This window comes from Candidatus Nitrosocosmicus franklandus, assembly GCF_900696045.1.
GTDB lineage: Archaea > Thermoproteota > Nitrososphaeria > Nitrososphaerales > Nitrososphaeraceae > Nitrosocosmicus > Nitrosocosmicus franklandus_A.
The window spans coordinates 1,574,201-1,597,231 of sequence record NZ_LR216287.1; the positions used below are offsets into that span (position 1 = coordinate 1,574,201).

The 23,031-nt window shown below is 33.4% G+C and carries 20 protein-coding genes; 10 read left to right on the plus strand and 10 right to left on the minus strand.

Going from position 1 to position 23,031, the window contains the following annotated elements; translation table 11 throughout:
* Positions 1 to 48 precede the first annotated feature (48 nt).
* Positions 49 to 1,368 carry a serine hydroxymethyltransferase gene (gene glyA / locus NFRAN_RS07430; protein ID WP_134485744.1) on the minus strand — a complete coding sequence of 440 codons (1,320 nt, stop codon included), beginning with the start codon at positions 1,366 to 1,368 and terminating at the stop codon, positions 49 to 51.
* A 140-nt stretch (positions 1,369 to 1,508) separates the two neighbouring features.
* On the opposite strand from glyA, the gene NFRAN_RS13790 reads away from it, so the two are divergent.
* Together NFRAN_RS13790 and NFRAN_RS07435 are read left to right on the plus strand one after the other, a co-directional pair.
* On the plus strand, positions 1,509 to 1,655 hold the full coding sequence (locus NFRAN_RS13790) for a DUF5679 domain-containing protein (protein ID WP_415311664.1): 147 nt from the start codon (positions 1,509 to 1,511) through the stop codon (positions 1,653 to 1,655).
* Positions 1,656 to 1,927: 272 nt separating this feature from the next.
* Positions 1,928 to 2,449 carry a deoxycytidylate deaminase gene (locus tag NFRAN_RS07435; RefSeq protein ID WP_134484300.1) on the plus strand — a complete coding sequence of 174 codons (522 nt, stop codon included), beginning with the start codon at positions 1,928 to 1,930 and terminating at the stop codon, positions 2,447 to 2,449.
* Positions 2,450 to 2,521: 72 nt separating this feature from the next.
* Here the strand turns inward: NFRAN_RS07435 and NFRAN_RS07440 are convergent, their stop codons facing one another.
* Positions 2,522 to 3,085 carry a methane monooxygenase/ammonia monooxygenase subunit C gene (locus tag NFRAN_RS07440; protein WP_134482850.1) on the minus strand — a complete coding sequence of 188 codons (564 nt, stop codon included), beginning with the start codon at positions 3,083 to 3,085 and terminating at the stop codon, positions 2,522 to 2,524.
* A gap of 224 nt (positions 3,086 to 3,309) precedes the next feature.
* Between NFRAN_RS07440 and NFRAN_RS07445 the strand changes: the two genes are divergently transcribed.
* Positions 3,310 to 4,005 (plus strand): HAD family hydrolase, encoded by a 696-nt coding sequence (locus NFRAN_RS07445; RefSeq protein WP_134484302.1) that lies wholly within the window; start codon positions 3,310 to 3,312, stop codon positions 4,003 to 4,005.
* On the opposite strand, the gene NFRAN_RS07450 is transcribed toward NFRAN_RS07445, so the two are convergent.
* On the minus strand, positions 4,002 to 4,445 hold the full coding sequence (locus NFRAN_RS07450) for an HIT family protein (protein WP_172602202.1): 444 nt from the start codon (positions 4,443 to 4,445) through the stop codon (positions 4,002 to 4,004). The two genes, NFRAN_RS07445 and NFRAN_RS07450, sit on opposite strands and share 4 nt — an antisense overlap.
* A 91-nt stretch (positions 4,446 to 4,536) precedes the next feature.
* On the opposite strand from NFRAN_RS07450, the gene NFRAN_RS07455 reads away from it, so the two are divergent.
* Positions 4,537 to 5,097, plus strand: a complete 561-nt coding sequence (locus NFRAN_RS07455) for an ArsR/SmtB family transcription factor (protein ID WP_134484306.1) — start codon at positions 4,537 to 4,539, stop codon at positions 5,095 to 5,097.
* 130 nt (positions 5,098 to 5,227) lie between these two features.
* A complete protein-coding gene (locus NFRAN_RS07460) occupies positions 5,228 to 6,217 on the plus strand; it encodes an ABC transporter ATP-binding protein (RefSeq protein ID WP_134484308.1) in 990 nt (329 codons plus the stop codon).
* A 65-nt stretch (positions 6,218 to 6,282) separates the two neighbouring features.
* Here the strand turns inward: NFRAN_RS07460 and NFRAN_RS07465 are convergent, their stop codons facing one another.
* The 3 genes from NFRAN_RS07465 to purB all read right to left on the minus strand — a co-directional run bounded on the left by NFRAN_RS07465 (position 6,283) and on the right by purB (position 13,816).
* Positions 6,283 to 9,813 (minus strand): chromosome segregation SMC family protein, encoded by a 3,531-nt coding sequence (locus NFRAN_RS07465; RefSeq protein ID WP_134484310.1) that lies wholly within the window; start codon positions 9,811 to 9,813, stop codon positions 6,283 to 6,285.
* Positions 9,814 to 9,911: 98 nt separating this feature from the next.
* The gene (locus NFRAN_RS07470; protein WP_134484312.1) at positions 9,912 to 12,284 is read right to left on the minus strand and encodes an HD domain-containing protein; all 2,373 of its coding nucleotides are present in this window, start codon (positions 12,282 to 12,284) and stop codon (positions 9,912 to 9,914) included.
* A 176-nt stretch (positions 12,285 to 12,460) separates the two neighbouring features.
* Positions 12,461 to 13,816, minus strand: a complete 1,356-nt coding sequence (gene purB / locus NFRAN_RS07475) for an adenylosuccinate lyase (RefSeq protein ID WP_134484314.1) — start codon at positions 13,814 to 13,816, stop codon at positions 12,461 to 12,463.
* Between the two features lie 89 nt (positions 13,817 to 13,905).
* Here purB and NFRAN_RS07480 point away from each other — a divergent pair, with 89 nt between their 5' ends.
* Entirely contained in the window at positions 13,906 to 15,384 is a 1,479-nt protein-coding gene (locus tag NFRAN_RS07480; protein WP_232037971.1) for an RtcB family protein, read from the plus strand.
* Positions 15,385 to 15,412: 28 nt separating this feature from the next.
* Positions 15,413 to 15,868, plus strand: a complete 456-nt coding sequence (locus NFRAN_RS07485) for a double-stranded DNA-binding protein (protein ID WP_134484316.1) — start codon at positions 15,413 to 15,415, stop codon at positions 15,866 to 15,868.
* 160 nt (positions 15,869 to 16,028) lie between these two features.
* On the opposite strand, the gene NFRAN_RS07490 is transcribed toward NFRAN_RS07485, so the two are convergent.
* Together NFRAN_RS07490 and NFRAN_RS07495 are read right to left on the minus strand one after the other, a co-directional pair.
* Positions 16,029 to 16,592, minus strand: a complete 564-nt coding sequence (locus tag NFRAN_RS07490; protein ID WP_134482850.1) for a methane monooxygenase/ammonia monooxygenase subunit C — start codon at positions 16,590 to 16,592, stop codon at positions 16,029 to 16,031.
* Positions 16,593 to 16,783: 191 nt separating this feature from the next.
* Positions 16,784 to 17,713, minus strand: a complete 930-nt coding sequence (locus NFRAN_RS07495; protein ID WP_134484318.1) for a hypothetical protein — start codon at positions 17,711 to 17,713, stop codon at positions 16,784 to 16,786.
* Positions 17,714 to 17,799: 86 nt separating this feature from the next.
* On the opposite strand from NFRAN_RS07495, the gene NFRAN_RS07500 reads away from it, so the two are divergent.
* From NFRAN_RS07500 to radA, 3 genes are all read left to right on the plus strand, one after another.
* Entirely contained in the window at positions 17,800 to 18,852 is a 1,053-nt protein-coding gene (locus NFRAN_RS07500) for a hypothetical protein (RefSeq protein WP_145988052.1), read from the plus strand.
* Between the two features lie 250 nt (positions 18,853 to 19,102).
* Positions 19,103 to 19,843 carry a hypothetical protein gene (locus NFRAN_RS07505; RefSeq protein ID WP_134484322.1) on the plus strand — a complete coding sequence of 247 codons (741 nt, stop codon included), beginning with the start codon at positions 19,103 to 19,105 and terminating at the stop codon, positions 19,841 to 19,843.
* A 78-nt stretch (positions 19,844 to 19,921) separates the two neighbouring features.
* The gene (radA, locus tag NFRAN_RS07510; protein ID WP_232037972.1) at positions 19,922 to 21,049 is read left to right on the plus strand and encodes a DNA repair and recombination protein RadA; all 1,128 of its coding nucleotides are present in this window, start codon (positions 19,922 to 19,924) and stop codon (positions 21,047 to 21,049) included.
* A 298-nt stretch (positions 21,050 to 21,347) separates the two neighbouring features.
* Here radA and NFRAN_RS07515 read toward each other — a convergent pair whose 3' ends face one another.
* Together NFRAN_RS07515 and NFRAN_RS07520 are read right to left on the minus strand one after the other, a co-directional pair.
* Positions 21,348 to 22,655, minus strand: a complete 1,308-nt coding sequence (locus tag NFRAN_RS07515) for a hypothetical protein (protein WP_134484324.1) — start codon at positions 22,653 to 22,655, stop codon at positions 21,348 to 21,350.
* A complete protein-coding gene (locus NFRAN_RS07520) occupies positions 22,648 to 22,890 on the minus strand; it encodes a hypothetical protein (protein WP_134484325.1) in 243 nt (80 codons plus the stop codon). Before NFRAN_RS07520 ends, NFRAN_RS07515 begins: the two co-directional genes overlap by 8 nt.
* Positions 22,891 to 23,031 lie beyond the last annotated feature (141 nt).

Genomic DNA, 23,031 nt, shown 5'->3' on the forward strand with positions numbered 1-23,031 from the left:
ATTTGTTGTGCTATTCTTTTGTCCATTGTATCAACTTGCTGATAACTGTTAGATATTTACTAACTGGATATATTGATACGCTGACGTTTTATCATCGAATGCGTAATGCACTTTTTGAAAGTCCTTTTTAAATTCTATTACTTTTGGCAAAACCTTAGAGACATCTTGCTTATCGATAACAACTTTCTTGATAAATGTCGCTATTTCTTGCATTTCATTTTCTTTCATACCTAGTCGGGTTACTTCCGGGACACCGATTCTAACTCCACTAGGATGAAGATAATTTCTACCTTCTTTTATATCCCCAGGAAGTAATTGTCTGTTTAAAATTATATTACATCTTTCCAGTTCTTTTTCGATGGTTCCACCGTCTCCATAATTTGAAACATCCACAGCTAACTGATGGGATTCAGTATAGCCTCTCTTTTCTCCTAAAACCTTAAATCCGTAATTTGCCAGGGAATAAGCAAGCATCTTAGCATTTTTGATTACTTGTTTAGCATAATCTTGACCAAATTCTAGAGATTCGGCTAGTGCTACAGCTTTGCCAGCTACATGATGTAAATGATGACTACTTGTATTTCCTGGAAAAATAGCCTTTTTAATCGGTTCCGCGTATTTTTCCGCAGAAACTATTATTCCTCCTTGTGGCCCCCATAATGTTTTATGAGAGCTCATGGTCATCGAATCAGCACCCTCTCGTAAGGGATCTTGAAATTGACCACCTGCTATTAAGCCGGCAACATGTGCACCATCATAATTTATATAAATATTTTTTTCATGAAGGAATTCTGCTAGTTCTTTTACGGGATGTGGAAACAAGAAGAGACTTCCACCGAACATGGCTATTTTCGGCGGCCTCCCGTCGTTGATCATGTTGTTTATTTTCTTCTTAGTTTCTTCTACATCTATAGTCATATTTTCTTTAGAGAATGGAAAATGCTCTATCATTAGACCATGCACAAGTCCTGCTGTGCCAGAGTGCTCTTTTTTACCGTGTGAAATATGACCGCCTGTGGGAATCGAAGAGGCTATCATAGTATCTCCTGGATTTGAAAAAGCTGAATAAATGGCCAAATTTGCTACAACACCTGAAGTAGCTCTGCAATCTGCAAATTCTGCTTTAAAAACCACCCTTGCTAGATCATTACAAATATTTTCAACTTTATCTATATACGTACATCCAGCATAGACTCTCTCTCCAGGCCATCCTTCTGCATATCTATTTCCAAAATCCGATGCTACTGCTTCTCGGACGGCAGGACTTGGGATATTTTCACTTGCGATTAGTGGGATTGAATTATTAAACCAGTCGTGGTGTTCTCTAATTAACTTTAAGATATCTCTCTGTATTTCTTTTCCATTCAACACCTTTTTTTGGAATTATTACTTATATAAAATATCGTAATCTTGACAAATAGTAATATTTTAGGTATAATTTTTTAGGTAATTATAACAATAATTTTATACTACATGTATTTTATCTACTCATGCAGAAGGTTAATCAGATGGAAGGATATTGTGTCAAGTGCAAAGCAAAAAGAGAAATGAAAGATGAAAAACAGGTAACAATGAAAAACGGGAGACCTGCAACGCAGGGTATATGTAGCGTATGCAATACGAAAATGTTCAAAATAGGAGGAAGTAAAAAATAATAAAAAATAGCGAATCTAATGCCAGTTCCGATCGATTCAAAAAATCGACATTTTAATTATTATTTTGAATATTTTCTGTTAGTTTATCGTAATTAAACTAATACGTTTTATTTTATTTTCCTTTATCGACCAAACAATACTTACATTCGCTAATTTAATATTTTTATATTTGATAATGTCTGTTTCTCTTACAGTAATGATGATAACCTTCTAGCTCTGAACTGTAGTTGTTGCTATCTTTGTATATTAATTAGTGAGTCTTTATATTTTTTATGAAGGATTTATCCGTATCAGGTTTTGATAGACCGGATTGGGACACTTATTTTATGATTCAGGCATTTTTAGCTAGACTTAGAGCAAACTGCCTAACTAGGCAAATAGGTGCAGTAATAGTTAAGAATAATAGACAAATATCAACCGGTTATAATGGCACTCCCTCCGGTTTCCCAAATTGCTACGAGGGTGGGTGCAAAAGATGTTCCGATCGAATTAACGGTACCATAAAGTCAGGCGAAGACCTTGAGCGATGTATTTGCGTTCATGCGGAAGCTAATGCCATAATGCAGTGTGTCATGTTTGGAAACGCTGGCAGTACAAAAAATGCCACCTTGTACTCTACACTTTCGCCTTGTATAGAATGTAGCAAAATGGCAATTACAGTAGGAATCAATAGAGTTGTTATATTAACTAGGTATGCTGAAGATGGAACTCAAATATTAAGACAAGCTGGGGTAAAGATAAAGCAAATAGATTTATCTAAGTTGGAACCTTGGACCAATAAATTGTTTAGCTAATCATAGCCTGATATATCAAATGGGATTTATAATACAACATAAAACATAAACTAAAAAAATAAAAAAATTATTTTATGGGATTGATCTGCTGTAGAGCTTTCCTTCTAATGCTAGTTTGTACATTTCTGCTACGTATGGATTTCTTGCAGGAGTTTCAGCTCCAAGCTCCACCAAACGTGCGTATACTCTGACCACATAGGCCAAAGCACCCATAAATGCTACTACTACACCCATGTTAAACATCCAGTGGTTTGGTACTGAGAATATCTCTTCAACGAACCAAAAGTGCCACATTTCGTTGATACCTATGGTAAACATGGTTGCCAAGTAACCGATAATGGTGATCTTTAGACCGGTATTCATTGAGTTGTTTGGTCCTCGTAGTACTGGAACTCTTCTGTCATACATTGCAACAAATCCCCAGCCTAAGGGAAGTGCAATAAAGTGACTGTACAACCACCAGTGTGCTGGTGTAAATGCACTATCTCTGATTGCTGTTTGGTGAAGAGATCCATCAACAAAGTTGTCTACTTCGACTGATGCAGCAATAGATCCTAGCATAATGACCATCAAATAGATCTTTTTTAGTCTTTGAATTTCTACTTCTTTTGGAATTAGTGCTGGCATTTGTGCCATTTTATCTTCAACTTATCTTCATTATTCTAGTATATAAGCTATTGATTGTAATAATTATAAATTACTATAGATATATCTGCAAAAATAATGTAATATAGTAATAAAACTAAAGTAGATTTGATAATATTTGATACAAGAGAGAAGATGTGAAGTATAACGTTATTGATTAACTTGCCTGATAAAAAACTCCAAAAGATAATAATCAGTTATTCCAAACAAGATGCGTGAGGTCATTCATCTTTTTTGACTTGGGACAGACCTTAATTGATGAATGGAGTTTTGTGGCCTATTTTGATGACCTATTGTTTAAGACTCTCAACGGTTATGGGGCAAGAATAGATCGTATAAACTATATTGCATTAAGAAATAATTTAATTCAAGATAGAAAATTTGGAACCTTTGGATTTTTGGAGTTGGTCTCACTAATGTCCAAACTGACTCTTCCTAGGGGATATGAATCAACGATTAATTGTATTTTGAAGGAAGATTTGTTGCATAAAAAGCGAGAACTAATCAAATTGTTCGATGAAGTTCCTAAGATTATTCCGTTTTTATCAAAAAAATATTCTTTAGGTATAATAAGTAATAATTCATCGGGCTCTGCAAATCTGCTAAAAAGATTTGGCTTAGATAAATATTTTGAAGTGGTATGTTTGTCCGAAAGCATTGGTTTCAGAAAGCCGGATCACAAAATATTTCGGGAGGCATTAGCATCTACAAATTCACCTATAGATAAATGTATAATGGTTGGAGATCGATTGGATATAGATATAATGCCAGCTAATGAACTTGGGATGAAAACTATTCGTGCAATGAATTCTCTATACAAAATTCAGAGACCAAATAATGAGAAGGAAGTACCGTTATTTACAATAAATTCTTTAGCAGAATTACCTGAAATATTGTCTAATATTCCTTAGATCGACTGAGTGGACCCTACTTCTCTTGATATTTTTTTCCAATACTCGTCTATCTTATCTGTTTGGATATCCTTTTTATCAAATAACGAATGAATAGACCTATTTCTATTTGAATAAGAAGCAGGAATAATGTGAATATGGAAATGGGGAATCTCTTGCCCTGAATCTTTTCCGTTATGGATGCTTATTAGAGATGAACTACAGTCCATTGCTTTTTCAATTTTTTCGGTCAAAAAGTAGAGCGTATTAAAAATATCATTACTTGCTTCACTACTTAAATCTTGAATTTTAGGGCTGTGTGTTTTAGAAATTATAAGCGAATGACCCTCTTTTAGAGGAAATGCGTCCAAAATTGCAATTGAATGTTTTGTTTCATATATTTTTCTGGTCTTTATATTACCCCTTGTGATTTCACAAAATACACACCTGTTCGAATCCATCAAGTTTATTTCTAGACACATCTAATAAAAGATTACAATATACTCGTAAGTTAGCCAAGATTAATAAAATTGAAATAGAAAAAGAATTGATATGAATAAAGCATCTATTCGTGAAAGACCTTTGGTTACAATAATGATGAACGAAAAGATCGCAAAAGGTTTAAGCGATCCTCATAGATTAAAAATTTTAGATCTACTTTATCATAGAAATCTATCGACTCGCAATTTGTTTGATTTGTTAAAAAAAGCCAAGTATGATATTGCAATGACTACATTGAGACATCATATATCTATATTGAAAAAAAATGGTTTGATAAGCATTCAGAGAAAGGAAGAGGTTAAAGGGATGTTGGTAAAATATTATAAGGCTAATGTAAAGATGTTAGTTTATGAAAATTATCCATTTGTAAAATTTGCTAGAGACAATGAGGAAATTATCAATTTATTATATCCAAAAATATATAAAGTTATTAAAAAAATTCTGATAAATGAAAAAGAATTGATGTCTATTGTTTTATCGGACGTCAAATCAAAATGCAAAATATGTAAGACTTCTCATTATGCCGAATTTTTACTTTTTATGGTCTTAAATATGGTTATGACTAAAGTATTGCGAAAATTAATCAAGACTCTTATAACTACTACGTTGTAAATTTTTTTGTTTCGATTATTGCAATGTAATATGACGTACAATAAATAATATCTCAAAGATGGTTATCAAATACATAGTTTTTGAGATGATGGGCATATTTTAAAATGTTACATAATCTAATAACCCAATCATGGCTGCATTTCTATTGCTCAACAATGTAGATAAACAATTTCCAGTTCATAGAAATATATTCAATATTTTTTCAAAGTCGGATCGCTTTCGAAAGGTAATAAATAATATCTCATTGGAGCTAGGTCTGGGAGAAGTACTGGTTATTGCAGGTGAATCTGGATCTGGAAAAACAACTTTGGCCAAGCTTATAATGGGCTCTCTAACACCCGATAGAGGTACGATCTATTTTGAAGGTCATGACATACAAGATTTGAAAAAGAAAAAAGATTTCTATTCTATGATACAAATGATCCACCAGGATCCATATAGTTCACTTAATCCATATCTCAGAGTCAAAGATATAGTTATGGAACCACTCAAGATTCATGATAAAAGGCTAACTAAAGAAGAAAAGATGGAAAAAGTAATAATAGCCTTGCGTAGAACTAAATTGGAACCAGTAGAAGAATTTTTGGATAAATATCCTACAATGCTTTCAGGGGGACAAAGACAACGGGTCTCTATAGCGCGCTCTATCGTAAAGATCCCAAAGTTAATAATTGCCGACGAACCAGTTTCTATGCTGGATATTTCAGTTAGAGCCGAAATTCTATCATTACTAAATGATTTGAGAAAATCTCTGAATATTTCTATTATTTATATAACTCATGATCTAGCTACTTCTAGATTTATAGGTGACAAGATCGGAATAATGTTTGCAGGTAATATCGTAGAATATGGGGATATTGATGAAGTGTTACATAATCCACTTCATCCATACACTTGGTTGTTACTTGACGCTGTTACTTTTACTTCTAACGAATCCAAATTTTACAAAACTTATTCTGGACCAAATATTTCTGCTTTGCCGTTAAAAGGCTGCAAATTTTATAATCGTTGCAAATTAGCTTTTGATGATTGTACCAATAATTTGCGACAGTTTAATATTAATGATAGACACACTGTTTCATGTTTTTATTATAAGAATATAGCTACTAACTTAAGGTAAACTTTAGCATTATCCTGTATATTCAAATTTAAGTTCATATGATCATATGTTTGTGATAGAGTAAATCATTGTGCTTCTACTTTTACCTTGCTAGGATGATTATATTTTACTACTTGAGATATTCCATTCTTTGGATAAACTCCAAAAATTAGATCTGATTTAGCAACTGTAGAATCTTTAAGGGTTACCATTATTATCTGGTTGTTTACAGATCTGAGCAGTAGTATTTTTGATAATCTGTCAGTATTTTGGGCATCGAGGTGGGCATCTACCTCATCCATGAGATAGAAAGGAGATGGCTTAAGTGACTGCAAGGCCAAAAGGAATACGATAGCTGCCATTGTTTTCTCACCACCGGACAGGGAAGTGGATTCTCTTGCAGGTTTGTTAGGAAACTGTACCATCAAGAGAATCCCTCCTGAAAAAATGTTATCTGGATTTTCTAATTCTAGCCAGGCGTTACCTCCAGTAATATCTGAAAACGTCTTTCTGATGTCTTCATCAACTTTCCTGAAAGCGTCAATGAATTGATTTTCTTTCTCCTTCGCTATCTCCTCAATGAAACTTATGATCGAATTCCTCTCTTCTTCAAGTTGGTTTCTTTTATCGGATAGGCCTCTATATCCTTCTATTATTTCCAAATATGTTTCATCTGCTCTAAAATTTACTTTATCTTTGATACTTTCATATTCTTCCTCTAATTCGTGATAAAGCATCTCCACATCAAAACTTTCTGATATTACCTTGTGACCCAGTCTTGCAAGTTCGTTACTCTTATTGGCAAATTGATTTTCTAAATCTGCAATATCTTTCTTTAAAAACCCTAGATCTTTATCCAATTGATTTAATTCTTTGCCAGTTTTTTTTTCTTGTTCACTTAGGGTTTTGTTTATATTCTCGTATTCTTGTAATTTTGTATAAATTAAACTAGATGATTGTATTATTTCATCCTCTTTCTCTCTCAAGACTTTCATTTCTAACTCGATTCTTTCGCCTTCATGTACCGCATTTTCTAAAATCTTTTTTTTCTCGATCTTTTCCCTTTCTATATTTTCATACACTTCTTTAGCTCGGTTATATAAACGTGAAATACTCTCTAAATTGTTAGCAGTCATAGACTCTGTTAATTTTAGCTGATTTAGTTTATTGTTAAGAGATTCGATTTCAACAGTTATAGCATTCTTCTCCTCCTCTATTTTCTCGATCCTTTTATGATCAATTCTTTCTTCTATTTTTTCAATTAATAAGTTGATCCTGTTATTAGTATTTAATATAATATCCAATCTTTTTTTAAAGTATTTCAAATTAAGAAAAAGTTTATCAAGAAATAAGCTATGTTCCTTATTTATAGCATACAGGTGATTCAAATTTTTGTGATTAGTAGTCATCGTATTCTTTGCCTCCTCTATTTTCTTTATTATATTGGATCTTTCAAGTTCGTAACCGTCTAGTTCTCTTGTTTTGGAAATGTTTAATTCATTGAGCTCATCTAATTCTAATACTCTTAGTTTGGTCAGCTCTCTTAATCTTTCCATGTTTCTTTTTAAATGATCGACAGAATCAGAGAGTAACAAATCCTTCGTAATATCGGCAATCTTTGATCCATAATCAAATTGCATCAGTGATAAATCTGGGAAAAAAATTTCTCCAGTTGTTGACACAGCCTTAAATCCTTTTTTGGCCAACAAATAAGCAGTTAACGGATTCTTTGTAAGCACGATATTTCCAAATAAGAATTCTGATAGATGTGGTATTTTGCTAGATACAAAATCTGAAAGGACTCCTAAAACCGATGGATTGTCCTCTACGCTTTTTATCTTCTCTACTATGAGTAATTCTTGCGGAATGATTTTTAAAAAATTTATACCTTTAGTTTTAGAAAATTCAGCAAGTGTAATCATACTTTTTATATCTTTAACTATTATAGCTTTCATCCATTCATTCCCTGATGCTATCACTGCCTTTTGATACTTTTCGTTCCATGTCAACAAATTAAATACATATCCTATTACTCCTAGATTCTCAAAATCTTTTGATAATGTTGCAATGGCGTAGTCTTCTATCAAACTATTTTTGGCGAGCTTGATCTTCTCATCATATTTTATGATTATTTTCTCTGCATTCTCTAAGACTTGCTTTGATGTATTTGTTTCTCTCTTCATGTTTAGGAGTTTTTCTTCTATTCTTTCTTTTTCATTTCTTAGTGCATTTAGTTCCTTATCCATATCGTTAATCTTTGATCTTGAGATACTTACTACCTCTTCAATCTCCTTATTTCTTACAAGTAGTTGATGTATCTGTGTATCATTCTCTTTTACCTTTGTTGAATAATTTTTAATATTTTCTTCTAACCTGGCAATATTAATCTCGATTTTACCTTTTATAGGTATCAATTTGTTGATTCTACCTGTCAAGAAATTCTTGTGGTTTATTTCGTCTAAATTTTTTCTCTTTATTTCATCAAATTGCTTATTTTTTGTTTCTAGTAAATTTCTAAGTTTGCTTTTCTCTTTCTCCAACAAATGAATTTTCGGCTCAATATTTTTCAACTGAATTTTGAGTTCGGTTATTCTTTTTTGATGTGTTTCTTGTTCGATCTTGTTTGTTTTTTCGTTCTCTATAAGCTGATTAAGATGATACTCTGCCTCCTTAATTGCAGATCTTATCTTTTGATATTCAAAATTTACTGCGGATAGTTTTTTTTCATGGTTTATTTTCTCATTAGTGGAGGAGTTCGCCTGCATAAGAAATTGTTCCTTATCTTTATTGATATTTTCGATTTGAGAGTTTATTTCATCTAATTTTTTTGAAACTTCTATGCTCTTCTCCTCTTTGTTTTTTTTCTCCTCTTTTAATTCTGTAATTTTCTTTTCTATCTTATTAAGACTCCTTGATAACCTAATTGCCTTTAGCCTATTTATTTCTGATTCTATCTGCGAATATCTATGTTGATAGTTTCTTTCTTCTTCTAGCTCATCGATCCTATTTCTTACTTCTCCCATTTTAGCTAATGCAATTTCAAGCCTTCTATCCGATTCCTCCAACTGTTTATAAGCTTGTTCCTTCTTTTCATCAAAGTATGATAACCCTATAATATCCTCTATAATTTTCCTTCTCTCTTCTGCGTTCAGTTCGGAAATCCTTGTGATCATTCCCTGTTGAACTATGTTTAACTTATTTGGTGAAGCCACTACAATTTCCATTAGTTCTAAAATATTATTTCTTGATACTTTCTTTTTATTTAGATAGTATTGACTTTCTCCAGTAGTGCCTCCTGACATTTCCCTTGTAATGGTAACAAGATCATCATCTATCGGGATTCCCCTATCTTCGTTATCGAATGTCACGCTTACTTTTACTACTTTGTTATGATTATTGATCGAATCGCTATCATGAAATAATGACTGAAACTTGTCTACTCGTAGTGCCTTTGGGCTATTTTCTCCTAGGGCAAATATGATTGCATCAAGGATATTGCTTTTCCCAGATCCATTTGGACCAGTTACTGCTATTAATCCTTTTTGAAAATTTAGAGAAATATTCTTTGAACCAAATGATTTAAAACCAAAAACATCTAATCTCTTAATATAAACCAAAATAATATTGTATTTACATATCTCTTTTCTTTATTATTTCTTTTTGTTCTTATCTATCAAGAATGTGTAATACTCCTAAATTGCTAGTTAATATTGTTTTAGTTTAATTTTTGAATGGTTATTACTTTAATGCGCGGCATATCTACAGATTTATCTGAACTATCAATATCAGGCATAATCATATCAATTGACCCGAGTACCTTGTAGTCGTGGTTTGGTATATGAGAAATTATTTTTTCAATATCTATACCATGATCCACCACGATCTGAACCGTCCCCCCTTGATTCAGTTTTAAACTATACGCATGAAGTAAATTATTCAAAATCCGTTCCTTATTAATAGCCTTTTTGGATTTATCATAAAATATCGTAACTATGAAATTATCTACAGATTTATCCTTTATAAAGGGCAAGATATTATCGCTATTACCTGGCAAAATTTCTAAATTATCGATTTTAATGCCGGATAGTTTTGCCTGCGTGTTAATTATTTCTGCTTTGTCTTTTACAATTCCTATGAAGTATTCATTCTTTTTGTTTAGTGCGTTGCTTATTAGAAAATCGCAACTACTAGTCCTTACATCCATATTTATTTTATCAAATTTTGTTTTGGCATCAAGAATTAGACTATTTATTTTATTGGCTGGATTTCCTTCATGAAAGAATTGATATACGTTACCCCATTTTTGTCTGAATACATCCGGAAAATTTTTCCTTGTTATAATGTCTTTAAATAATGAACCTTCAGAAAACAATGATAAGAACCTATCGGTCCTTGAAACTGCCTCTACAATGGGAAAATCTAATTCTTCGTATAATTTAACCACTCTATTCCAGGCTAAGAGAGGGTCTGAACTTAGATATGTTACCGATAGATCTGCAAGTGATAGGATCTCTGCAATTAGGTTAATCTTTTCTACCGAAATTTCTCCGCTATCCATTTGCTTTAGTAAGTGATTAAAGTTGTTGTATGCATTCTCATTAAATGGATAATCTGTTCTCCAAATTAAAGTTTCAACTATTTTGCTTTCTGTTCTAACCTTTTTATCTATCAACATTTCTGGATGTGTAGTTTCAAATTCCCTTGCTGGTAACAATGGTGACTCTTGTTTCCTAAAGAACTTTATAAAATCATCATTTGTCAATTCAAAATATGCTTCATGGATTCTTTTTCTCTTTAGTTCATCTATGGTGCTAGATACTGCAGGTACTCTCAAATACTTTAGATCATGTTTGGATGTACCAATTACAGGATCATAATCATGCAGCAAAGCCGCCACCAGCATTATTTCATAATCTTTACTGGTTATGGTATATCCGTGTATTTCCTTTGGTAACATATTGAGGCTCATATATGCAACTTCTAATGAATGGTGGAAATTGTGGTATTCACTTGAACCTTCTCCTAAACCCAACTTATCGTACTCTTTTTTTAGGAACTCTGTTAGTGTTCGTAGTTTATCAAGTGACAATTCGTTTATCCCCACTGCTTTCGATTTTATTAGAATCGATTCAATTAAGTAATCTAAAGACACACTTGACAGATTTTCATTTGTATATTGTAATTGTCGTTTTTTGGCTCCTGGGAGGACATTTTTAGCTCTATTGTATACGATACGTATTGGAAGGCTTTTGTTTAAATAAGTATAGAGAGATGTGAGTATATTTCCTGAATTCTTAATTACGGATTTTTCCTTAAATAATATTTCGTCCATTATTTTTGGAATATTCTTATTTACTTCAGATATTTTATTAGTTATCGTGTTTATTTCTGACTGAGAGAACACATTAAACCGCTTATATTCAGTATTCAATACCAACCATTGCGGTATCATGACTTTAAAGACTGGAGCTGTAGTATCCTCTACCGATCTCTTGTTTCTATTTGTCAAATCCGGTTTGGTGTTATTTTTGATTATTACGGTAACATTACCCTTTCCATGATTAAAAGGAAGATTGTTATCCTTCACTACTTGCAATTTCACATTTTTATTTATTTTTTGTAACTCTAAAAACAGTTTCCAATATTTGCCCTTGTCAAGCCAGTGCGGAACTTCATTTTCCCTATCCCAAAAATCTACCAAACGATTGTATTCATAGCCTTCTTGTGATTTATTAGTCTCAGGGTTAAGAGTCTCGTAATCATATTCTCCTATTAGTGGATCCAATTTACGACTGGTGTACCATGTATCTCTGATCAATTTCGTACTGGAATCAAATTGTGTTTGCGCCATAAGGCCCCATATACATCCTAAAGCACTAGTTATTGAAAATAACAGATTAGACCAATTCTTATTCCAGTCAAATTTTTCATTCATAAAGAGATCTGAAAATAATGGAATAGCAAAAATACCTGTGCTAATCATTGAAACAAAAGATAAGGAAATAAAGAAATACGCTGCATAATCATAATGTGACAAATTAAATGTCCATTTTCTAGACTTTATAGTAGAATCATCTTCTACATTCACTTAATTTCCCTCCCAAAATGGAAATAGGGCACACTTAATTTTCCATTTGTAGATATTTAATTTGATTTATCCCTCTTTCTATTTTATGAATGTTGTTTTTAAGATCTCTGTTTCGATACTTTGGATTGATAAAAAACAAAGATTAGGATGGATTTGCGTACATAGTGTTAATAAGATTAGTAAACACTCATTTTTCTTGCTTTATCTTCGATATTGTTTATAATATTTTTTGAAGCTGAAAGCTGGGTTTGAGGATTAAAAATAACTTTCAGTTCCTCCTTGCTAATGTTTTCGATAATTTCATTTTCGCTCGTTAGTGCATCATAAAAATGCATCTGATTTTCTGCTGCCTTAAACGCTATGGATTGAATACTCCTGTATGCCTTGAATCTTGGAAGACCTTTTAATATCAGTCCTTGAAGTACAAACTCTGCAAAAATTTGCCCTTTTGTTAATTCAATATTCTTTACAATCTTGTCTGTGTGTATTCTCAATCCTGATATGATTTTTATCATTGTACTAATCATGTCATCTATTAGAATAGATGCCATCGGAATTATGAAGCGCTCATTAGCAGAATTTGATAGATCTCTTTCATGCCACAAGGCAATATTTTCTAAGGAAACATTTAGATTTGATCTGATGATTCTGGCCAAAGAAGAAATCCTCTCACTCTTTATCGGGTTTCTTTTTACTGGTACTGCACTACTCCCCATTTGCCCTTTCCTAAATGATTCTTGAACTTCGTCTATTTCAGTTCGTTGCAAGTTTCTAATTTCGATCGAGATTTTATCAAGAGTAGATGCAATAAGAGTGATTATGAACATCATCTCGGCATATCTTTCTCTTGGAATTACTTGAGTAGCGGCTTCTGTAGGAAACAGGTCCAATTTCCTTGCTACGATTTCTTGAACTTCAAGTGCTTTTTCTCTCATTAGCGATCCAGTTCCGACTACTCCTAGAGTTTTGCATAACAAGAATCTTTTTTTACCCTCGCTAATTCTTGTTAGATGATCTAGTAACTCGTTTGCCCAAATAGCAAATCTGAGTCCAAATGCAGTAATACTTGCATGTTGTCCATGCGTTCGTCCCACCGAAGGCAAATCCTGATATTCTCTCGCCTTCTTAAGTAGGTCCTTTATTAATTGTTGTAATTTTGTTTCAATAATCCTAAATACATCCCGCATTTGCATTGAAGTACTGCTATCTACTACATCATTGCTTGTTAGCCCGTAATGAATCCATGGCTTTGAACTTTCAAGACATTGTTCACTGATCGCTTCAACTATCGCTGCAATATCATGATCACTTACACTTTCTAGTTCTTTAACTCTTTGTACCGTAATTCTATTTGATAAAACCACATTTTTTATGTCATCTGCTGCAGCAGTCGGAATCATGTTTAGCTTCGCTTGTGCATCGGCCACTTCAGCCTCAAAAGTCAATTCATATCGTAGTTTTGTTTCTTCTTCAAAAATGGTCTTCATTTCTTTCGTTCCATATCTTCCGCTATCTATGGGTAAAATAGGCATTAGTCTAGAATCAAGTATGATTTATCTAATTTATTAATTTAGGATGATTAATATTTGCCAAAATTTGATTACTTATCTTAAAAGGGATAATGTCTGGTTCATTAGTAACAAAAAATGGTAAAAATGTAGTTAATAAGATTTCAGATAATCAATTTCAGATAGAAAAGGATAGTTCACGTGGAATGAATGTTCCAGTAACAATATTTGCAAATGACATGCTGATATCCAAAATGGCACTTGATCGAACACTAGATCAGGCAGTAAATGTCACAACTCTTCCTGGTGTTAGAAAGCACATGGTTGTACTTCCGGATGGACATGAAGGCTACGGATTTCCTGTAGGTGGGGTTGCTGCATCTGATTTCGAAGAAGGCATCATTAGTCCTGGTGGGGTTGGATATGATATTAATTGCGGAGTTAGATTGATTCGAACGAATTTGTTAGAGTCCGATATCCGTTCGAATCTTAAACACCTGGTAGATTCGTTATTTTCGTCTATCCCTACTGGTGTAGGAAGTGAGGGAGCTATTAAACTGACTAATGCGGAGCTTGATGATTTGCTTATAGATGGTGCGCGATGGTCGGTAGAACACGGTTATGGTATAGATAGTGATCTGGAAGCATGTGAAGAGGGCGGGAAAATGAATGGAGCGGATCCTTCTGACATTTCTACAAATGCAAGGAAAAGAGGGTCAATGCAATTGGGGAGTTTGGGTTCGGGAAATCACTTTCTGGAGATCCAAAAGGTAGACAAGATACTTGATAAGAAAGCAGCAAATATAATGGGTATTACACAAGAGGGAGAAATACAGATTCTCATACATTGTGGTTCGCGTGGATTTGGACACCAAGTTTGTTCAGACTATTTGAGATTATCAGAACAAGCTATGAAAAAGTATGATCTAAATGTAGTGGACAGAGAATTAGCATGCGTACCCAATAATTCAACGGAGGGTGAAAGTTACAGAAAATCGATGTTCTCTGCACTGAATTTTGCTTGGGCAAATAGACAAATGCTTACCCACTGGACTAGAATGACATTTCAAAAGGTTCTAAATTTAACTGAGCAAGATCTAGAAATGAAATTAGTTTATGATGTGTCTCATAACATTGCAAAGGTGGAACGTCACAAAATTGATGGAGAAGGGTCTCGCGATTTAGTGGTACATAGAAAAGGAGCCACACGCGCATTTCCTTCTGGAATGAAACAACTACCATTAAAATTTCAGTCAATCGGTCAACCAGTAATTATTCCAGGCTCAATGGGTACTGCTAGTTGGGTTCTTTTGGGCTCTACAAAATCTATGGATCTTAGCTTCGGGTCAACTGCGCATGGAGCAGGTAGAACCATGTCGAGATCAGCTGCGAAAAGGATGCATACTCTTGATGGTGTGAAGAAAAAACTGGAGTCAAGAGGAATATACGTCAGATCTTTGACCAAAAATGGACTAATTGAAGAATCTCCTGATGCATATAAAGACGTAGATATGGTAGCCGATGTGTCACATAACGTGGGAATCGCTACAAAAGTAGTAAGACTCGTTCCTCTGGGAGTTATTAAAGGTTAAATTGGACATAGGAGGAAAGAATCTAGTTATGGATGATCCAGATCTTGAATTGATCAAAGCACGGAAGATGAAGAAATTACAGGAACAATTGGCATTCAGAGAAAGACAGGAACAAGAAAAGGCAAAGATTAGGGACAAGAATAATTTGGAACTCCAAAATCAAATAAATAAACAAAAATCTGATGAACTTGATTCCGAAAGGAAATTTTTACTACATCACATGTATGATAGGGGCGATGAAGTTCTAAAACTTGCAGAACAACAATTTCCATTTCAAACCAAAATGATCATCAAGAGGTTGAACGAGTTGATTCGGTTCGGAGAAATTTCTAGAATATCTGGTGGTGATCTGCTAAGTGTTTATAGATCGCTTGGAATGAAGATTAGGGTCGATACTCACATATCCATATCAGATCATGGCAAAACAATAAGCTTTTCCGATAAATTAAGAGAATCAACATCTTCAGAACAGGATGCTGAATAATCCTAATTTGAGTAATTAGTGTACACACTGGTAATGTTTGGCATCATTTTTTAGATTCTCAATAATGGCTGACTGAAAAATAATACATATACTATTGACAATACCTAGCCTGGTCTAAAACTACTATTATTAAATAAACTAAAAAAATAAAAAAATTATTTTATGGGATTGATCTGCTGTAGAGCTTTCCTTCTAATGCTAGTTTGTACATTTCTGCTACGTATGGATTTCTTGCAGGAGTTTCAGCTCCAAGCTCCACCAAACGTGCGTATACTCTGACCACATAGGCCAAAGCACCCATAAATGCTACTACTACACCCATGTTAAACATCCAGTGGTTTGGTACTGAGAATATCTCTTCAACGAACCAAAAGTGCCACATTTCGTTGATACCTATGGTAAACATGGTTGCCAAGTAACCGATAATGGTGATCTTTAGACCGGTATTCATTGAGTTGTTTGGTCCTCGTAGTACTGGAACTCTTCTGTCATACATTGCAACAAATCCCCAGCCTAAGGGAAGTGCAATAAAGTGACTGTACAACCACCAGTGTGCTGGTGTAAATGCACTATCTCTGATTGCTGTTTGGTGAAGAGATCCATCAACAAAGTTGTCTACTTCGACTGATGCAGCAATAGATCCTAGCATAATGACCATCAAATAGATCTTTTTTAGTCTTTGAATTTCTACTTCTTTTGGAATTAGTGCTGGCATTTGTGCCATTTTATCTTCAACTTATCTTCATTATTCTAGTATATAAGCTATTGATTGTAATAATTATAAATTACTATAGATATATCTGCAAAAATAATGTAATATAGTAATAAAACTAAAGTAGATTTGATAATATTTGATACAAGAGAGAAGATGTGAAGTATAACGTTATTGATTAACTTGCCTGATAAACAGATTCCCTACGAGATAATTGGCTCAACTCTTTGTACTGTTAAGGCATGATTATCGGTATATGTGCTTGAGATAATCTTGGTTTTGCTTATTAAGATACGTGATTCGTCAATAGTAGAGTTTGTGTCTTTGCCTAGTTCTGAATCTAGCTTATTTTTGATAAGGTTAAGAGGATTTGTTATTTCATTAGGCTTGATATCAAAAACAGCTGTAAGATTATCTGTTCTTTTCTCGTCATTAGAACGAATTGAAAAATCTGCTATTAAATACAGTGCTTCCTTGTTTAAGTCATCTAGTGTGTTTACCGTGTGTAACACATCTACATTTACTAAATCATCGATTTCTGATGAATTTATTACCATATTGCCAATTTGATTGTTTAAAAAATTATTTACAAGCAGTCCGTCACTAATGGTGATCTCTATTTTTACTATACCTTCTGTAAAACTATTTGGTATATTATTAATACTTTTGATAGTGCTGTTAGCGACATTATCCGGGTTTGTATGAGAAAATGGAAATATTTTTGCACAGTTAATGTTTACAATGCTTTCTGGAGGAATATTAAGAATATTGAAGTTACTTTTGTATTGCTGATCTACTGCAATTGCTTTCCAAATGACTGTAATTGGAAACTCCTTTTTATTAAAAATTGTAATATCTGAATCGTATTTTCCTGGTCTTAGGGGTCCGCTGTCATCATCGATGGAACCGCAATTAAATCTAGCAAAGTAGTTGACTGTGACTTCCCTTTGAGCTAATAAATTTGGATTTGAATTGGACGAATTAATTGCTGTTGTGCTGGTGTCCATGGTTGTCTGGCCTAAAACATTCTTATTCAACCAGGATTCGCCTTCTCCTTCTCCTCCTTCTACTAAAATAAGAATTTGAGTAATAGACAAAGCTAATATGATGTAGAACTTATAGTGGCGGACCATTTAACAAACATTGTTCTTTTCGTCGATATAATTTTTATTATAATTTTTAATAATAATTATATAGTCAAAAGCTCATGATTTAATATATGAAAGTTGTTTTCTCTTTAGTTATTATTGTTAGCTTGTTGTCTAGTCCATTATTGACTTTCTCACTATTTTCTAAAAGTGTTTATGGTGATGGTCTTTTCATGGAAGAACTAGGCGCATCTCTTGGGGACCGTACTGCTAATTTGTTGATAAGAATGTCGCCTCCAGTGGTTACTACCGAGACAATTCAACAGCAAAGCCAAAAACCTGAAATACAATTTAGACTTTATGATAATCAGTCAGATCAGAACTTTAAAGAAGTGACGTATTTCATTACCATTGAAAAGGATGGAAAAACTTTGTTATCCGATTGGTTCTTCAATCCAAATGGAAATCTGACTATAGAAATGCAACCAAGAAACCAAAACCAGATCTCGATTTATGGAGAGCTTGATCCAATTATGAATGCTTATACTACGAGGGGTAATGACCCGGTAGTAGCAGCCGGACCTATATTCTTAGAGGGAGGATTGTATCACTTTATTGTTAGAATACTAACTGTAGACTTTTCACGCACTATTCTTCCCGACGATCAGCAGCCAGTATTTGATAGCTGGCTTAGTATAGGTGCAGCTGAAAACGCAGTTTTGGATGTCAACGGACAACAAATTCCGATTAAGGTTCTATCATACTATGATGAAATAGGAAATATAACATATAATCAACAAGCCAATTCGATCAACTTTACAATGCCGTTTTCTTATGACCTAGAACGTATTTCAGATCCCGCAAATACGGTGTTTATTCATCAGGAAGTGGAAATTCCAAAACCCAGTCCACTCTCTGCAGAAGGTGGATATAAAGGATTTACAAACGGTAAGGATGTTACAAACGTACTGATGGTAGATGGAAATAATGAAACAAAGGACGTTGTTCATTTTATGATAGCCAAACCAGCAGTTGAACAGATTGCCAGCGAGTATTTGAAGAAAACAGGTAGCAATAATACTGTAGAAGGACTAATGACCTTTTCTCTAATTCCATCCAAAAATGGTTCAATGGCAATGGGTGGAGCAATGGATCATATGATGCCTATGGATATGCCAATGTAATAACCAAATGATATAAGGGTAGAAGAATGAAGATACTTAGGTCTGTATTTTTCTACTCTTGCTCTATCTAATTGCTAAGTAGTGTGTGTAATATACAATCAATCAATACGATACGAATAACATTTTATATTATGGATTTATTTAAAAACTAAATTTGGGTAATCGATATTCCTTTTTATTTGTCTTGTTCACGGTTATCGTTACCTTTACCTTTACTCTGATAATTACAATTACATTTTTCTATGTGTCTTTGAATGTTTATTTACCTTATTTTGAATTACTTCTACTACCTACAGAAAGATTCTTGGAAGTGGCCCAAGGACTGGTATATGATGATACATTTTTGTCAGTTAATCCGGAACAGATGATGCTTTCTGAAAGCAATGATTTCTCTCCAATCAATAATTCTAATACCTTTTTTACTAAAGGATTATTGTCTACTGTTTTAACTCCAGACCTTGGTTATTTAACAAAAAATATTTCTGGATTGTTGTCGCCCTCACAACAACAACAACAGCACCTGCTACAAATGGATAATCGCAATGGATCTCAAAATCAGACTGTTCAGACCGACTTGTTTTATCTATATCCTAAGCTTGCCTCCGGGTCCTGGGTTCTTAATGTCTCTAAAGGCTTGGTCACTAATTTTCAAGCTAATTTTAAATTGGTCACTACAAACGGTATCGATAAGCATTTTATCGATATCATAAATTTTAGAAACGCCGAGGGTTCTTTAATAGTATTTGATCAGTTTTCTAATACTATTATAAATGGATTCGCAGATATCAGAATTGATAGTGAGATATTTCAGAGAGATATTCCAATGACTATTCAAATTTTTAGAATAAATACAATTATTATAGATATTAAGGACGAGAAAGTAGATAATGTTTTTTACAATAATGATTTGCTAGGAATTACAGACTCCTTTAGGAATTTTAAGAATGAAGAACTACTAATATTTAATGAAGAAAATGATGATGATATTTGAATTATGGTTACTATGTAAAATATTACAATAATAGTCCAATTATTTAATATACTTGAAAGTTGTTATTGTAGATAGAATATGGGAGAAAAAAAGAATAGCGAAAGGATAAAAGATGAGGACGTTATGAATGCTCTTTCTAATGAAAGCCATGAAATTGAAGCAGCAACTGCAACCGCAGCTGCAACAGACGATCTCGAATCAAAGCCTATCCCTTCAATGATTGATGATTTAGATATTCAAGATATTCCTGGTATTGGACCTACTACTGCAAAAAAATTGAGAGATGCGGGTATTTTGACGGTAATGGATTTGGCTGTTGCGTCTTCTGAAGAATTGTCTGTTGAGATTAATTCTTCAAAGGAAAGTTCGGCCGCATTTATTATAGCCGCCCAACAATTACTGCGTGACTCTAATCTTTTGGATAAAGAATTTGTTACAGCAGATGTGGCCCTTGAAAAAAGAAAATCTATGTTGAGATGTACAACAGGTTCAAGAGCTTTGGATAAACTTTTACTTGGAGGAATAGAGACACAAGCTGTTACAGAATTTTATGGTGAATTTGGATCTGGAAAATCTCAAATCTGCCATACACTCTGTGTGACAGCAAGTCAGCCTGTCGAGAATGGTGGGTTTGGAGGTGGTTCAATTTATATCGACACTGAGGGAACGTTTCGACCTGAAAGAATCGATCAGATAGCAATATCAAGAGGACTTGATCCAGTAAGCGTTTTAAAGAGTATTGCGGTCTGTAAGGTATACAATAGCTCTCACCTTGAATTAATCATCAAGGATCTTGGAAAATACATTAATGATTTCAAAGCAAGGCTGGTTATAATAGATAGTATTATTTCATTGCATAGAGCAGAATTTGCAGGAAGAGGCACCCTTGCTGATAGACAACAGCGACTTAACTCAATGCTACACAAAATAATTCGATTGGCTGAAATATATAACATATCTGTTGTAATAACCAATCAGGTTCAATCTTCGCCAGACACATTTTTTGGAGATCCTACAAAAGCAGCTGGAGGAAATGTTCTAGGTCATGCTTCGACTTATAGAATATACCTTAGAAAATCTGGTGAAAATAGAACTGCCAAGATGATTGATTCTCCATACCATCCCTACTCAGACACAAAGTTTACAGTAACAGAAAGAGGTGTGGATGACTTGGAAGAAGAGACGAGTTCAAAGAGAGGAAAATAATTTTTCATCCTTTTTGTTTATATTTAACTAAAAGTATATACACGTAATAGTTTTTATCCAAACAGACATCATTTTATGTCCCTTCGGAAGTTTGGAATAACAGCAACAAGTATTTGCCTTGATTCAAGCATTTTTCAATTTTATACTGCGAATCAGACCCTAGGAATTTGCTAAACCAAAGTATAACAAGCCCAAAAATAACATGAAGAAACAAACAGGAATGAATAGATAAATATCCTATAGATATACAAGGTTCTTAATCCTACTAAATAATGACTTATTGATAAATTAATGAAATTCATAAATTGAGATAATTGTGACAGATTGTTCCTAATGCCTGAGCTTGATAAAACAGCATAGAAGATTCTTTCTCTAACTTGTAAAGTCTATCCTCTTGTTTTTTTACCATTGCCTTTAACCCGCCATATTTTTTTAGTTCGTCTACTAAAATTCTCCATCTTTTTTCTTTAACAATGTGGTTGTTGTTATTATTGTTAGGATCAAGAGTATTCCCTTTACCTTTTGATTCATCGACGAATAGATCCCACAACGATTGATTATTGTTGAATATTCGACTAACTTCTATAATGTCTTGCTCATCGATACCTTTTTGGAATAGGGACAAAAGATTTGAACCTATAAATGGTTGGAGTTGAAGAATTTGTCTATTATAATTAATTTGTGCATTTATCATTGAAAGTTCGGTTCTCTTTGCGTTAACTTTATCTTCAAACTTTAGTTTGTTATAATAATTATCCTCTACATCTTTCATAAAAAACGTGACAGGATTTTCAATATTGTTATGATCCCGTAATGGATTACAATGATCTCTTACTATTTCTGATACCGTTAGCCACAATTGCTCAAGCTCCTTTATCCCAAATTTCATTACTTCTAATCGTTGATATATGTCTAGATTTTTTCTGTGAATGCTTAACATTGCCTCACATGATTTGCTCTCTTGATTCAATTTCGATAATTCATTTGTACGTGCTTGTAACTGAGTTTGCTTCTCTATTATATGGCTTTTTAAATTTCCGACTTTATTGTATTCTTCTAGTATGCTTGTGATGTCATAATTATTATTTTGAAAATCATTCATTAATTTGGCAAAAGGCAGAGGATTTTTTGCCAAGTTGATATTATATCCGTATTGCAACGTTTCATTAAGTTTATTGAATGCATTTTGAAAATTTAAAATCGACTGATTTTTTAATTCTAGATCTTTAATATTTTGTATTAATTCATTCTTTTGTGTTTCGTATTCTGCAATTTTTCTTTCTAGCTCCGCTACATATTTGTTAATCTTTTCTGCCTCTTTCTTCCTATCCTCTATATATTCGGAGATCTCCGAAATAAATGGCAAGAGTCTATTCATTGTAACTTTGTTTGCATTATTCTGTGATAGTTTTGTGCTCGAATTACTAGTATCCACATATTTTTTGGGATCAAAATTCAACAAGTTTATGATCCAGCTAGTAAGAAGTTTGGGTGTTATACCATAGCTTTTACATCTGTAGTAGACTTCATTAACAAAGAAAGTAAGACTGTTTAGATCCGAATCAATATCTTCACCTTCCTCTACTATTTGTAATTGTTTAAGCAAAGTTCAGTGTTCTAAAACTAGAAGCCAATTGTTTAATGGTCATCCCTGATTTTCGAATAATTATTACAAATTGCCTGAGATCTTCAATATCTGGTGCTCCAATTCTTCTTTTCCATTCATTTATTTTAGTAGTCACGGTGCCTGTAGCTGTGAGAGTTTGTTCTGCAATTTCGTCTCTGGAATATCCTTGCAAATATTTTCGAATGATTAATTCTTCTGTGTCTTTGCTAATCATGTTATAATGCTATTCGTTTATTTGCAGGTTCCTATTTTATCTTCGTCATTTCCGTCAAAAATTAGACTATATTCAATTATATTCTTTATTGATAAATGTTCTATAATATAACGTACTTATCTGCGTATGCTTTATTTTATA